Annotated in this window: 14 protein-coding genes; 8 read left to right on the top strand and 6 right to left on the bottom strand. The window is 60.8% G+C overall.

The genetic code is table 11. The features are described from left to right. The first annotated feature begins 27 nt into the window (after nucleotides 1-27). Complete coding sequence (locus RlegSU303_RS10445; protein WP_131630432.1) at nucleotides 28-1,107, top strand: ABC transporter ATP-binding protein; 1,080 nt, start codon at nucleotides 28-30, stop codon at nucleotides 1,105-1,107. 35 nt (nucleotides 1,108-1,142) lie between these two features. On the opposite strand, the gene paoC is transcribed toward RlegSU303_RS10445, so the two are convergent. From paoC to RlegSU303_RS10475, 6 genes are all read right to left on the bottom strand, one after another. Next, nucleotides 1,143-3,353 carry an aldehyde oxidoreductase molybdenum-binding subunit PaoC gene (gene paoC, locus RlegSU303_RS10450; RefSeq protein ID WP_231283796.1) on the bottom strand — a complete coding sequence of 737 codons (2,211 nt, stop codon included), beginning with the start codon at nucleotides 3,351-3,353 and terminating at the stop codon, nucleotides 1,143-1,145. A gap of 253 nt (nucleotides 3,354-3,606) precedes the next feature. Continuing rightward, nucleotides 3,607-3,810 (bottom strand): amidohydrolase family protein, encoded by a 204-nt coding sequence (locus RlegSU303_RS10455; RefSeq protein ID WP_231283797.1) that lies wholly within the window; start codon nucleotides 3,808-3,810, stop codon nucleotides 3,607-3,609. 104 nt (nucleotides 3,811-3,914) lie between these two features. Continuing rightward, a complete protein-coding gene (locus tag RlegSU303_RS10460; RefSeq protein WP_011651929.1) occupies nucleotides 3,915-4,808 on the bottom strand; it encodes a LysR family transcriptional regulator in 894 nt (297 codons plus the stop codon). A gap of 142 nt (nucleotides 4,809-4,950) precedes the next feature. Then, nucleotides 4,951-5,745, bottom strand: coding sequence for a carboxymuconolactone decarboxylase family protein (locus RlegSU303_RS10465; protein WP_231283798.1), 795 nt, complete (start codon nucleotides 5,743-5,745; stop codon nucleotides 4,951-4,953). A gap of 120 nt (nucleotides 5,746-5,865) precedes the next feature. Beyond that, nucleotides 5,866-6,849, bottom strand: a complete 984-nt coding sequence (locus RlegSU303_RS10470; protein WP_168275254.1) for an aldo/keto reductase — start codon at nucleotides 6,847-6,849, stop codon at nucleotides 5,866-5,868. A gap of 65 nt (nucleotides 6,850-6,914) precedes the next feature. Then, nucleotides 6,915-7,295 carry a DUF2255 family protein gene (locus RlegSU303_RS10475; RefSeq protein WP_168275256.1) on the bottom strand — a complete coding sequence of 127 codons (381 nt, stop codon included), beginning with the start codon at nucleotides 7,293-7,295 and terminating at the stop codon, nucleotides 6,915-6,917. A 482-nt stretch (nucleotides 7,296-7,777) separates the two neighbouring features. Between RlegSU303_RS10475 and RlegSU303_RS10480 the strand changes: the two genes are divergently transcribed. The 7 genes from RlegSU303_RS10480 (at nucleotide 7,778) to RlegSU303_RS10510 (ending at nucleotide 13,579) form a co-directional block, all read left to right on the top strand. Next, nucleotides 7,778-8,518 carry an SDR family oxidoreductase gene (locus tag RlegSU303_RS10480; RefSeq protein WP_168275258.1) on the top strand — a complete coding sequence of 247 codons (741 nt, stop codon included), beginning with the start codon at nucleotides 7,778-7,780 and terminating at the stop codon, nucleotides 8,516-8,518. Between the two features lie 341 nt (nucleotides 8,519-8,859). After that, nucleotides 8,860-9,792: an NAD(P)-dependent alcohol dehydrogenase gene (locus tag RlegSU303_RS10485; protein WP_168275331.1), complete on the top strand. Its 933-nt coding sequence runs from the start codon at nucleotides 8,860-8,862 to the stop codon at nucleotides 9,790-9,792. Then, nucleotides 9,789-10,496, top strand: coding sequence for a helix-turn-helix transcriptional regulator (locus RlegSU303_RS10490; protein WP_168275259.1), 708 nt, complete (start codon nucleotides 9,789-9,791; stop codon nucleotides 10,494-10,496). Before RlegSU303_RS10485 ends, RlegSU303_RS10490 begins: the two co-directional genes overlap by 4 nt. A gap of 91 nt (nucleotides 10,497-10,587) precedes the next feature. Next, on the top strand, nucleotides 10,588-11,214 hold the full coding sequence (locus tag RlegSU303_RS10495) for a methyltransferase family protein (RefSeq protein WP_151518306.1): 627 nt from the start codon (nucleotides 10,588-10,590) through the stop codon (nucleotides 11,212-11,214). Between the two features lie 296 nt (nucleotides 11,215-11,510). Further along, nucleotides 11,511-11,720, top strand: a complete 210-nt coding sequence (locus tag RlegSU303_RS10500) for a hypothetical protein (RefSeq protein ID WP_003539563.1) — start codon at nucleotides 11,511-11,513, stop codon at nucleotides 11,718-11,720. An 8-nt stretch (nucleotides 11,721-11,728) separates the two neighbouring features. Next, nucleotides 11,729-12,103 carry a GFA family protein gene (locus RlegSU303_RS10505; RefSeq protein WP_131622657.1) on the top strand — a complete coding sequence of 125 codons (375 nt, stop codon included), beginning with the start codon at nucleotides 11,729-11,731 and terminating at the stop codon, nucleotides 12,101-12,103. Nucleotides 12,104-12,286: 183 nt separating this feature from the next. Then, nucleotides 12,287-13,579: an efflux RND transporter periplasmic adaptor subunit gene (locus tag RlegSU303_RS10510; RefSeq protein ID WP_231283799.1), complete on the top strand. Its 1,293-nt coding sequence runs from the start codon at nucleotides 12,287-12,289 to the stop codon at nucleotides 13,577-13,579. Nucleotides 13,580-13,584: the final 5 nt, after the last annotated feature.

Genomic DNA, 13,584 nt, shown 5'->3' on the forward strand with positions numbered 1-13,584 from the left:
ATCTTAATATAAGAAACAGGAGAGTGCATGAGCGGGCTCGAGCTCAGGAACATCGTCAAGAATTTCGGCGCCGTCGAGGTCATTCGCGATGTCTCGCTTCATGTCAACGACGGCGAGTTCGTCGCTTTCGTCGGCCCATCCGGCTGCGGAAAATCGACGCTGCTGCGCCTGATCGCCGGCCTCGATAAGCCGACTGCCGGCAGCATTGCCATCGACGGCAAGGATGTTACCGCTATCAGCGCAGCCGATCGCGGCCTGGCCATGGTCTTCCAGTCCTATGCGCTCTATCCGCATATGAGCGTCAGGGAAAACCTCGCCTTCGGTCTCGAGAATACCAAGGTAGCGAAAGCCGAAATCGAAGCGCGCATCACCGACGCCGCGCGCATGCTGGAGATCGAACCTTTCCTGCAGCGCCGTCCGGGCCAGCTCTCCGGCGGCCAGCGCCAGCGCGTGGCGATCGGCCGCGCCATCGTGCGGCGGCCGGATGCCTTCCTGCTCGACGAGCCGCTATCCAATCTCGACGCCGAACTCAGGGTCAGCATGCGTGCCGAACTGGCGGCCCTTCACGCCCGCCTGAAGGCGACGATGATCTACGTCACCCATGACCAAGTCGAGGCAATGACGCTGGCCGACCGCATCGTCGTGCTGAGAGGCGGCAGGATCGAGCAGGTGGGAACACCGCTGGAACTCTACAATAAGCCGGCCAACCGCTTCGTCGCCGGCTTCATCGGCGCGCCGCACATGAATTTTCTCGAAGGTGCGATTGTCGGTCACGAGGACGGTTTCGCTGAGGTCGAAACCGTCGGCGGCCATCGTCTTTCCGTGGTTGCCAAGGAGGCACGCCCAGCGGGCGAAAGGGTCAGCATCGGCATCCGCCCCCAACACATCACCCTTGCCGATGCGGGTTCAGTGAGCAGACTGGATACCCGCGTCACTCTTGTCGAGGAACTGGGCTCGGAGACCGTCGTCCACGCCGACGCAGGCGGGAAGAAACTGATTGCGGTCTTTGCCGGCCAGCAGCGCATGAAATCGGGCGATGGCCTGCCGCTGCATCTCGACCCCGACGTGCTGCACCTCTTCGGCGAGGATGGTCGGCGTCTATCCTGATGTCCTTTGAGAGCTCTAGTCATTCGCCGGGACTATCACTCGCGATGAGGCAACCGATCGAGCAATTTCTCCAGTGTGATCGGATATTGTCGCACCCGCACGCCTGTTGCGTTGTAGACCGCATTTGCGACGGCCGGCGCGACACCAGTCAGTCCCAGTTCCCCGACACCTTTCGCTTTCACCGGCGATATCGCTGGATCCACTTCGTCGAGGAACACGGCCTCGAGATGAGGGATGTCGGCGTGGACCGGAACCTCGTAGCCGGCGAGATCATGATTGACGAAGAAGCCGGATCTCTTATCGACCACCATCTCTTCCATCAGGGCCGCCCCGATCCCCATTGTCATCCCGCCGATCACCTGGCTGCGCGCGGTCTTGGGGTTGAGGATGCGGCCGGCGGCGCATACTGCGAGCATGCGGCGAACGCGGATTTCGCCGGTACAGACGTCGACGCCGACCTCAGAAAAATGCGCCCCGAAGGTCTGGATCGCGAAGCGCTTCGCCAGATCGCCGAATTCCATGACGTCTTCGGCGACGAGATCGCCATCGGCGGCAGCGCTGGCGAGCAGCGCCCTTCGATTTCCGGACCGAACCTCACCGCCAATGAACTCAGCCTCTGCGGCGTTGAAGCCCAGACGCTGGGCGACCACCGCTCGCAGCTTCGTGCAGGCAGCATAGACGCCTGCGGTGACCGAAGGCGCACCCTGCTGTCCTCCAGATCCCGGCGTCTCCGGAAAGCTCGAATCCCCGAGCTTTGCCACTACGTGGTCGATTGGCAGACCCATCATCTCGGCCGCCGTCTGCTGCACGATCGTGTAGCTGCCGGTGCCAAGGTCCGTCATGTCGGTCTCGACTGTCAGCATGCCCTGGCGATCGAGACGAACCCGCGCTCCGGCCTTTGAAATCGGTGCCCCGCGGATCGCACCCGCCATGCCCATGCCGATCAACCAGTCACCATCGCGGACTTGACCTGTCTCATTTTTGCGCATGCTCCATCCGAAGCGTTCGGCGCCCGTGCGCAGGCATTCAACGAAGGGACGCGAGGAAAAAGGCCGATCGGCATTTTCCGGGTCCACCTGGGTATCGTTCAAGATGCGGAACTCGACCGGATCCATGCCGAGCTTCTCTGCCATCTCGTCCATGGCGATCTCGAGCGCCATCAAACCGGGCGCCTCTCCCGGCGCGCGCATGGCATTGCCCTCGGCCAGGTCGAGCGTCGCCAGCCGGACAGCTGTCATCCGGTTCGCTCCCGCGTAGAGCGACCGTGTCGAAAGGGTGGTCGGCTCGGTGCGGCCGCCGGCGAGATTGCCCGACCAGCTCTCATGCCCGACCGCCGTCAGCCTCCCGTCGCGCGAGGCGCCGAGCCGGATCCGTTGGATCGTCTTCGGCCGATGGATCGTATTGTTGAACATTATCGGACGTTGAAGCGCGATCTTCACCGGTCGCCGCACCATGCGCGCGGCAACGGCCGCCAGCACCAGATCTGACTGCACCGTGCCCTTGCCGCCGAAGCCGCCGCCGATGAAGGGTGAGATCAGCCGAACGTTTTCGCGCGGAATGCCGAGAATGAGTCCGAGATCGCGGGTTCCCCAATCCATCTGCTGAATTGAGGTCCAGCACGTCACCCGATCGCCATCCCAGGTCGCGATCGTCGCATGCGGCTCCATCATTGCATGCGCCTGGTCGGGAACAGTATAGGTCTCGTCAACCTTCACCTCCGCGGCTGCGAAAGCCTGGTCGAAGTCTCCGACCTGCGTCTCGGTCGGTCCACCAAACTCCATCTGCGGTGCAACCGGCGCGCTGTCCAGTTGCTCGGCGAGATCGAAGCGGCCCGGGCTGCGAGCGTAGTCGACGCGGATCAGCGAGGAAGCCGCGCGTGCCTGTTCGAAGGTTTCGGCCACCACGACTGCAACAGGCTGATGGTAGTGATCGACATCAGGGGCAGCCAACATGCGCTGGACATAAAATTTTCCGACACCAAGTGGACCGGCATTGCGGTGAGTAATGACGGCCAGCACGCCGGGCGCGGCCTCGGCGCGCCGAGTGTCGATCGATGGGATCCGGCCCTTGGCAATTGCCGCGCCAAGGATATAGCCGTAGGCGGCGTTTGGTGCGACGTTGTGATATTCGTAGGCGTAAGTCGCCGTCCCAGTCGTCTTGAGCTCTGCCTCGAAGCGGTTGTGAGGCTGGCCGACAACGGTCATCCGGTCAATCGGGTTCGGTCCTGCAGGTGTGTCGAACTTCATGGATCAGTCCTCGCTTGCGCTATCACGTCGCTGAGCGTCCGCTCCACCAACAACAGCTTGAACGGGTTCTTGACTCGCGGCTCCGCGCCTTCAGTAGTCCGTCAGCCGGAATAGTCGATGCTGGGACCGGTGCTCAGGGGCGAAGCAGTGGATCGCTCACGTGAGTAAATGGGTCACGCATCGGAAAGGATTACCGGCGGCAAATTGCAAGACCTTATGAGTCTGCCTCACGAACGGGAGCTTTCTGCCGAGATCAGGCGAGCAAGCGGCCTGCGGTGAGGCGCTCCCAATTCGCATGCGCGAACTTTGCCTTATGGGCCGCATCGAGCTCCAGACCTTCGACAAATCGCCGCGCATCGCCTCCGGGGCGATATTGGTATGGGTAGTCTGTCGAGAACAGGATGCGGTCCACGCCGACCGCATCGATCGCTTGCCGCAAATAGGCGGGGCTGAACATGCCGCTGGCCGTCAGAGACGAGATGGCCGCCGTTTGCGCTTCATTTCCGCAGGAGCCGCGCAACAGTGCAAAAAGCGGCTCGCCACGGTGTCGTCCGCAGCCGCTCACGTTGAATAACGCAACGCGTTCACGAGAAGGGAAAAAGCGGGCGAGGACTGGCGTCGGCTCGGGTAGTAGAGATGGAAGCCCTCCCAATAGGGCGAAAAATCTTCCAGAAACCGGTGGAGGCGACCAGTTCCGAGATGGAGCTTGGCGATATCTTCCGGGACATAGGCAAAGCCGAAGCCGTCGAGAGCCGCCTCGAGAACGTTGTAGATCGTGTTGAAGACCAGCTGTCCGTCCACCCGAACCTTGATCTCGCGGCCGTTCTCTTCGAACTCCCAGGCATAAAGGCCGCCATAGGTGGGCAGGCGCAGATTGATGCACCTGTGCTGCATGAGGTCCTTCGGATGCCTTGGAATATCGCGTGAGGCAAAATAGGATTCTGCGGCGACGACCGCGAAGCGAACATCCGGCCCGATCCTCACCGAGATCATGTCCTTGGCGATCTGTTCGCCGAAGCGCACGCCGGCATCGTAGCCTTCACTGACAATGTCCTGCAGACCATAGTTCACGTCCAGTTCGAGCCTGATGTCGGGATATTGTTGGAGAAAGGTTCGAAGCTTCGGCCATATGTAGCACTGGATCTGGTAGTCGCCGGCGGTCAGCCGGACGGTTCCCGCCGGCTGGTCCCGAAGAATGTTGAGCCCATCGAGCGCAGATCCGATCTCGTCGAAAAGCGGACCGATGCTCTGCAGCATCCGCTCGCCTGCCTCGGTCGGTGAGACGCTGCGCGTCGTCCTCGTCAGCAGCCGCACGCCCAGCCGCTGCTCGAGCTGACGGAGCGTATGGCTCAGCGCCGACTGCGAGACGCCGAACTTGGCTGCGGCTTTGGTGAAACTGCGCTCCCTCGCAACCACCAGGAACACCATCAGGTCGTTGATATTCTGGCGCTCCACTGATGATTCCTCCTCATAGACCGACGCTCATCATAAACGCCTGCCTATGAAATGGTAGCAATGAAGCCTTGGAGCTTTGGAGCAGCAAGAACGTCGGAACCCTTTGCGCCGGACCGGCGTGCTTTTGCTGCAGGCTGGAGCTTCACTTCGCCCGGCTGCGCAGCACTTCTCCGACAACCAACGACGCAGAGAAGGCGTTCGGCCAGCCGGCGTAGAAGGCCGTATGGGCAACGACCTCACCGGCTTCGTCGGCGGTCAGGCCGTTATCCATGGCGCGGTTGAGGTGATAGGTGATCTGGGCGCTCTGGCCCGATGCGATCAGCGAACTGACCGTCACAAGGCTGCGGTCTCGCGGTGCAAGGCCCGGCCGCTGCCAGAGATCGAGGAACAGCGGGTCAGTCGTAAACTGCACCAGCCCCGGAGAGATCGGACCGACATTCTTCTCGACGCCGGTGGCGCGTTGGCGCTCGACCTCTTCGTTGAGCGGCAGCAGTTGCGGAGCGGCCGCAGGCAGCTGGTCGGCGGTGATGCCCCGGTCTTTGAAGACGTCCTTGGTCGCGGCGACTGCCGACATCGCGTTCGACCAGCCCGCGTAGAAAGCCAGATGCGTGATGATCTCGGAGACCTCCGTCGGGCTCACCCCGCTGTCGAGAGCGATGTCGACGTAGTGCTTCAGATCGATTGCCTGGTTTCGGGCGATCAGCACGGCCAGAGTGACGATGCTGCGATCGCGGCGTGACAGTTGCGGCCGCTGCCACAGATTTCCGAGCACGTCCTCTTCAGCGTATCGGCCAAGAGCCGGCGATACGGACTGGATGTCGCTGACCGACAATGATGAAGTACTTGCCGGCATGGCCCCGCCTCCACTTCCTTCCTGGGCCATGAGAGGCTCGCCCATCGTGAGCGAGATTGCCGTGGCGGCCAAAATTCGTTTCATGATGATATCCTTCCAACTGGGTTGTTCCGGCATCGCCTGGAATGGGCCTGCAACGGCGGACGACGAAAGCCGCAATGCGCTCATCGTCAGCGTCGAAGCAGGTTGCTGTGGAATGTGCCGCTAGAGACCGGATCGACGCAGCATTTCTTCGGGATAACGAGCTCCCTGAATGACGATGTTGGTCTGCTCAATCTCATCGAGATCGGCCTTGTCCAAGGTGACCTTCAGCGCCCCGATATTCTCCTCGAACCGTTCGAGCTTGCGTGTGCCGAACAGCGGAACAATCCAGGGCTTCTGCGCCAGCAGCCAGGCTAGCGCGACCTGGGCCGGCGTCGCACCATGCTTCTCGCCGATCTTGCCGGTCAGCTCGACCAGCTTGAGATTGGCAAGACGCGCTTCTTCGGAAAAGCGGGGGATTCCCGCTCGGATATCGGAACTGTCGAATGTGGTGTTGAGGTCGATCTTGCCGGTCAGAAATCCCTTGCCGAGAGGGCTGAAAGGCACGAGCCCGATGCCGAGCTCCTCGATCGTCGGAATGATTTCGGCCTCCGGCTCGCGGGTCCACAAGGAATATTCGCTTTGCAACGCGGCCACCGGCTGCACCGCATGCGCCCGGCGTATCGATTGGGCACCCGCTTCGGACAGACCGAACCACCGCACCTTGCCCTCGGCGATCAGCTCGCTGACCGTCCCGGCCACATCTTCCATCGGCACGTCTGGATCGACCCGGTGCTGATAATAAAGATCGATATGGTCGGTGCGCAGACGTTTCAGGCTGCCCTCGACGGCGCGGCGGATCTGCGCCGGCTTGCTGTTGACACCACCGCGGTGCGCGCCCGTCTCCTGGTCGATGTCCCAGCCGAACTTCGTTGCGATCTTGACCTTGTCGCGAACCGGGGCAAGTGCCTCGCCCACCATCTCCTCGTTCGTCCAGGGGCCATAGACTTCAGCGGTGTCGAAGAAATCCATGCCGCGTTCGACGGCGGTGCGAAGCAGGTCGATCATCTCGGCCCGGTCGGGGAGCTCGCGGGCCTTGCCATAGCCCATGGCGCCTAGCGACAAAGCGGAGACCTCCAGGCCCTGGCCCAATCTGCGCTTGATCATCTTGCATCTCCTTCCTCGAGTTGGTTTGGATGGCTACCGACGACGCCATCCGGATCGGACCGCCATCAGGCAGTTTCCTCACGCGGCGTGATCCGGACGGTTGCCGCGCGTGCTCGGGCGCTGACCATTGGCGCGAGATACTGGCTCTTGCCGTATTTGGCGCGATAGGCGTCATCGATGCGATCGTTGATCGGGCCGACGACAGGCTCGAAGGCGACCGCGCGCGTCATGCCGGCAGCAATGATCCGGCCGGCCTTCTGGTGGACCGCGGCTTGATACCAACGGGAGTTCTGACCATGGTAGCCGCGCACGTAGAGGGCGCCATCGACGACAACCTCCCAGATCCAGGTCGGAGTGCCATAGGTGGCGCCATCTTCGCGAAACGGTGCGATTTTCAGATCGTCGGCCTGATCGATCTCGCTGAGTTCGTTATCCGACCAGTTCATCTTCGCTCTCCGCTTGTGTCGGCCGCAGCCTTCATACTGCTTCTCGATCTTATCCTCTGAATATAGGGTGCGCGCCCAGCCATGATTAGGCGCCACAATTCGCATGAACTTATGAGCATGAATCATCAATGCGGCCGGTCACAGGCAGAGTTTCGGTCTACTACGAAAGCCTTTTGCTCTTACGGCGCTCGGCTGGGAGATGGTTTAAACGGACATCCGTCCTTGCTCACATCAGTAGGCGGCGTAACTCGGCGCACCGGAACATGGGCGTCCGATTGCGGTTCGATCGGCATTCTGCTACGAACGGCCCGTCGAAAGAGTGCTGACCGGATGGTAGCCCGGTCGCCGTCTCAAGGGACGGCAATTCTCCCTCCAAGGGTATCCGCGACACCTGAGACCGGCTTGCCGGTCGCAAAGGTGTGTCCGCTGATAACCACGTCATCGTCGGCGCGCCTTCTCAACTGTTGGAAGGATGGACGACCTTGAAGCTCACAGGAAACACAATTCTCATTACTGGCGGCGCAACCGGCATCGGTTTTGCGCTCGCGCGGCGCCTTTCCGAAAAGGGCAATCACGTCATCATTTGCGGTAGAAGCGAAGCCGCGCTCCGGAAGGCACAGGAGGACGTGCCTGCGCTGATCACCCGCATTTGCGACGTTGCCAACGGCGAGAGCCGCCATTCAATGGTCGAATGGCTGAAGGCGGACCATCCGGCCCTCAATATCATCGTCAACAACGCCGGCGTTCAGCATCGGCGTGATTTCAATAGTGATCCGGCGATCGACACTCTCGATCAGGAAGTGGCGATCAATCTGACGGCGCCGATCCATCTGATCGCCGAGCTGCTCGCCACCTTGAGGCAGCAAGAGGATGCGTTCATCATCAACGTCAGCTCGGGCCTCGCTTTTTCGCCGATGGCCGATGTGCCGGTCTATTGCGCCACCAAGGCCGCGATCCACTCCTTTACGCTCAGCCTGCGCCATCAGTTGAAATCCACAGCAATTCGGGTGATCGAACTCGCGCCACCGATCGTCGATACCGCTCTCGGCGGTGGTACGCGCAGCGAAGGCACAGCAAGCCGCATGATGGTCTCCTCGGAAGAGTTCGCTGCCGATGCGCTGGCGCAGCTTGAAGCGGATAAGAATGAGATCCTCGTCGGCATCTCCGCGGACACGCGCCGGATGGGCGAAGCCCTGTTCGAGCGCATGAACAGCCGCTCCTGATGGGTGTGGATTGCCGTGACCGATCGCGGCAATCCCTCCCGAAGATCGCTGCTCGGCCGCTAGATCTCCAAGCGGACGACGTCACACCAACGATGGTGCCAGAATCTGGCACCGTGGTGGTCTAACCTGCATCGACGTGACGGAATTCAGGAAAGCCATGGTCATCAGACTTCGCGGCGACGCCGGAAATTGCCTCCGCGGATGTCCATGCGATCCCCAAGCATCCCCGTCAAGCGCGGGCAGGGAGGTCGCCTGGTCATCGGGCCGCTGGCGCTGCCCGGGCTCGCGGCGGTTGCCACCGTCACAATCGTGCCTTCAGCAAAACAGGAAGAATGACCACCATGAAACGCATTCAATATCACCAGTACGGCGGCCCCGATCTCATGCGGCTCGAGGAGTTCGAACTGGCTTCGCCGGGTAAAGGACAAGTGGCAGTCAAGATCAAGTTTGCAGCGATCAATCCCATCGATTGGAAGCTGCGGGCGGGACGGATGAAGATCGTTACGGGAAGGGCTTTTCCTCGCGCAATGGGGATGGATATTTCCGGGACGGTCATTTCGGTCGGTGAAGGGGTGACGCGTTTCAAGATCGGCGATGCCGTGTTCGGTCTTGCCCGGTTCAAGGAGAGCGGCGCCCTGGGAGAGGCTGTCGTCACTAAGGACAGTTTCTTGGCCCAGAAGCCCGACACCGTTTCGTTTGAGGAGGCGGCCTGTCTCGGAACGCCTGGAGCCACTTCTTGGAATGGGCTGGTCGACAAAGCGAAGCTGACTGCCGGCGAGCACGTCTTCATCAATGGCTGTACCGGTGCGGTGGGCGAAGCGGCTGTGCAGATCGCGCAGATTCTGGGCGCTAAGGTCTCGGGCAGTTGCAGCGCGGTGGCGACGGAACGGGCGCGGGCCCTCGGCGTTCAAACCGTGTTCGACTATCGGACAACTGATTTGTCGACGGTTCGCGAGCGTTTCGATGTGGTCTACGACACGGCTGCGACAATGACGGACGCCGTGGGGCTTGGGCTCTTGCGTCAGAATGGCCGGTTCGTCGACCTCAATCCCACGCCGGGGAAATTCATTCGGTCGATGTTCAACCGAAGACTGAAGGTTGTGGTGTGCACACCGAGGTCCGAGATTCTCGATAGACTCGCTCGTGCCGCCAAGGACGAAAATCTTCGCCTTCCGATCGCCGAGATCGTGCCTCTCAGCGAAGCGATTCCACTCATCACGGCTCTTGAGTCCGGACGGAAGCTCGCCGGAAAAGCCCTCGTCGTGATGGAGTGAGCGTGTCACGAAGCCATCGATTATTTGACCTGATGCAAGTTCTTCGTCGTCACCGCGGAACGGTGGCCGGCTTGACGCTTGCGCGCGAGCTCGGCGTTTCGCTGCGGACCATCCGTCGTGACATCGTGACGCTGCAGGCCATGGGCGCCGATATCGATGGAGAGCCCGGGGTCGGCTACCTACTGCAGCCGGGCTTCCTTTTGCCGCCTCTGTCTTTCACGGAAGAAGAGATCCAGGCGCTTGTCGCTGGCGCGCAGTGGGTTAGTCGGCACACAGACGATGCTTTGGCGCACGCTGTTCAAAACGCGCTCGCAAAAATCGGGGGTGTGCTCCCCCCCGACCTGCGACGGGGCTTGGACGATAATACGTTCTTTGTTGGTCGTTCTGAAAAAGGTTCATCGGTTGTTGATCTGGCGCAGGTCAGGCGAGCGATGCGCGAGCAGCGAAAGATAAGCATCACGCACAAAGATCAAAGCGGGGCCGTGGCCGAAAGGACCATATGGCCAATCATGCTGGGATTTATTGATTCACAGCGATTTATCGCAGGTTGGTGCGAACTGCAGGGCGACTTTCGCATCTTCCAAGCTGACCACGTCATGACCGTCAGTTTCCTGGACGATCATTATCCGGGAAACCGCCGCCAACTCGTCAAGGAGTGGCGCGCTCAGGAAAAGCATCCCTGCAAACAGAGGGATTGCGGATAGCTGATTGTTGTCTCGACCCCCGAATTCAACCTCGCTCTGAGGCACAGCCTGCAGAGCGTTTCGAAGACTTTATAGAGAACGGAAAATATTGATGGCTTATACGACTTCCTCCGACCGCCCTTTCAAGCAGAAGCGGCGAATTTTTGCTTTTTGGGTGCTGACCGTTGCTTTCGTCACCTTCCAGCTCATCGCGCATCCGGGCCTTGGATCTGAAAGCCTTTTTCTGACCCTGCTCGCTCAGTTCGGTACATTGTTGATCGCCTTTGGCATAATCGGACGGATCTGGTCGACCATCTATATTGGAGGTCGAAAGAATTCCGCGCTTGTGACCGAGGGACCTTATTCGATCACGCGCAACCCTCTTTATCTCTTTTCGCTCTGCATGATCAGCGGTGTCTGCCTGGTGTTTGGGAGTCTGCTTTTCACCGGAATTTTCACGCTGCTCGCCTATCTTGTGTTCAGATATACGGCGAAGCGGGAGGCCGTATATCTGTCTCACCTCTTCGCCGAGCCATATGCGGAATACGCCAGGCGCACACCGTTGTTCTGGCCCAATTTCTCCAATTTTGAGTGGGGGCAGGCTCCGGCGATTTCCAACCGGGCGCTGCTGGTGACATCAAGAGATTCTCTCTTCACCATCGCCATGATCCCATTTTCCGAACTCGTCGAATACCTTCGAGAAAGCGGCTTTCTAACCATGGCAATCGTTGTTCCTTGATCGCGCCGAGCGTACGTCGAAGCCCGGGACGCGCTCACGGTTGTCGTCGGCCTGCTCAGGCAGCCCCTTGTATCCGCACGTTAGAGTTTTTGTGCGGCACGCAGCACAGGCTGGCACCGCTGCGTCTGCTTGGCGCGGCCCGCAACCTCGATCAAAAAATGCGCATGTCGGCGAAAAAGGTTGCAGGAAAACAACCGCATCCATCCACGCCGGAAAGCCTTGATACGGCTCGCCGGCTCTTTCCAAATCGACGGGTCGCTCTAGCTTAAGGGATACCTGACGAAAAGGAGAAAACCATGACCGACGCACCGAATACGGCGACCCCGGCGCGGAGAGTGTTGCGTGGCCGCCCTTATAGCATCGGCGAATTTGCCAGGAAATACCGGTTGGACGACAAGGAGGCAAAGCGCCTCTACGACAAGTTCGGCCCGTCGGCCACCGAACTCGACCTGTTAATGGCGGCAAAGCGGCGCCCGCCGGGCCTGCCGACTAATCTCGACGCCTGACGGGCGCTATGGAGATACGAACCGGAAGCTGCCTTTGCGGGGCGGTCGCCTACAGGGTGGAAGGCGAGCCGCTTCGCGTCGGCCTCTGCCACTGCGCCGATTGCCGCAAAACGAGTGGTTCCGCCTTCACCGTCTTCGCGGTCTGGCCGCGCCAGGCTTTTTCCTACAGCGGTGAGATCGCCACCTTTTCAGGCCGCAGCTTCTGCCCCGTTTGTGGCAGCAGGCTTTTCTGCCTGCAGGAGGCGGCGGTGGAAATCCGCCTGGGATCCCTCGATAGCGCGCCGACCGACCTTGTGCCTAGCCATGAAGTCTGGATCAAGCGGCGGGAACCGTGGCTGCATCCTTTGCCAGGCGCCGGCCAATTTGCCGAGGATGCGGATTGACGGCTGCTAAAGGGCGTCGCCATCGGGAGCAAGCGCACCGAAACTTGACTTTTCTTACCAATATTTCATTTCACCCAACCGGATTCCGTGCCAGTTCGGCGGCAACGCTAATCGCCGGTTCATCTGCGTTGTGATTATTTCGCCGCAGAGGCCGCAAGCGGCCACTGACTGATTGAGGACGACATGAACAAAATCGTAAGCAGCAGCGAAACCGGAGCAAAGACAGGCGCAGCATCCGATCTCGCAGCGGTTCTGGCCGCATCGGGACGGCAAGGCAAGCGCAGCCGCTGGCGCGGACGCCTGATCATCCTGCTGATCCTCATCGCTGCCGCAGCAGTCGCCGCTTATTTCTATTTGGGACGTGGGCAAAGCGAATTGAGCTATGCCACCCAGCCGGTAAAACGCGGCGACCTGACGGTGCTCGTCACCGCCACCGGCTCGGTACAGCCGACCGAGCAGGTGGATATATCGAGCGAGCTTTCCGGCACGGTCCGCGACGTCAATGTCGATTACAACAGCATAGTCAAGTCAGGCGAAGTGCTCGCTCTTCTCGATACGAACAAGCTCGAGGCGGATCTGAAGAGCTCGCGCGCCAAGCTCAATTCGGCCAAGGCGAACGTCGTCAAGGCCAATGCCGATATGCAATCGGCAAGCACCTCGCTGGAGCGGTTGAAGAGCCTGGTCAGGAGCAACGTCTCCACCCAGCAGAGCCTCGATGACGCCAGCTACAAATATGATTCCGCCGTCGCCGCCAAACAGATCAATGAGGCCGAGGTCCTGGCCTCGGAGGCCGACCTGCAGCTCGCCGAAGTCAATCTCGCCAAGGCGAAGATCATATCGCCGATCGACGGCGTCATCCTCACCCGCTCCGTCAATCCGGGCGCCACGGTCGCAGCCTCGCTTTCGGCCCCGATCCTTTTCACCATCGCCGGGGACCTGACGAAGATGGAGCTGCAGGTTGATGTCGACGAGGCCGATGTTGGCCAGATCGCCGTCGGCCAGAAGGCGAAGTTCACGGTCGACGCCTATCCCGACCGGACCTTTCCCGCCGAGATCGAGCAGATCCGCTTCGCCTCCGAAGTGGTCAACAATGTCGTGACCTATAAGGCGGTACTATCCGTCGACAATGCCGATCTGCTGCTGCGCCCCGGCATGACGGCGACGGCCGATGTCACCGTCGAGGCCGTCAAGGACACGCTGATGGTACCGAACGCCGCCTTGCGCTATGCGCCTGCGCAGGCGGAAAGGCGCGGCCGCGGCATTTTCGGTATCTTCGGCCCGCAACGCCAGCGCAACAACAATGCCGGTTCGGCGCTGACGGGCACGCAGCGCCGAGTCTGGGTGCTGCGCAACGGCCGCCCAGTGCCTGTTGTCATCCAGGTCGGCTCATCCGACGGCCAGTTCACCCAGGTCGTCTCCGGCGACCTCAAGCAAGACGACGCACTGGTGATCGACGCCACGGCGCGTGCGAACTAGGCGGA

The sequence above is a fragment of the Rhizobium sp. SU303 genome, assembly GCF_021052345.1.
GTDB lineage: Bacteria > Pseudomonadota > Alphaproteobacteria > Rhizobiales > Rhizobiaceae > Rhizobium > Rhizobium laguerreae.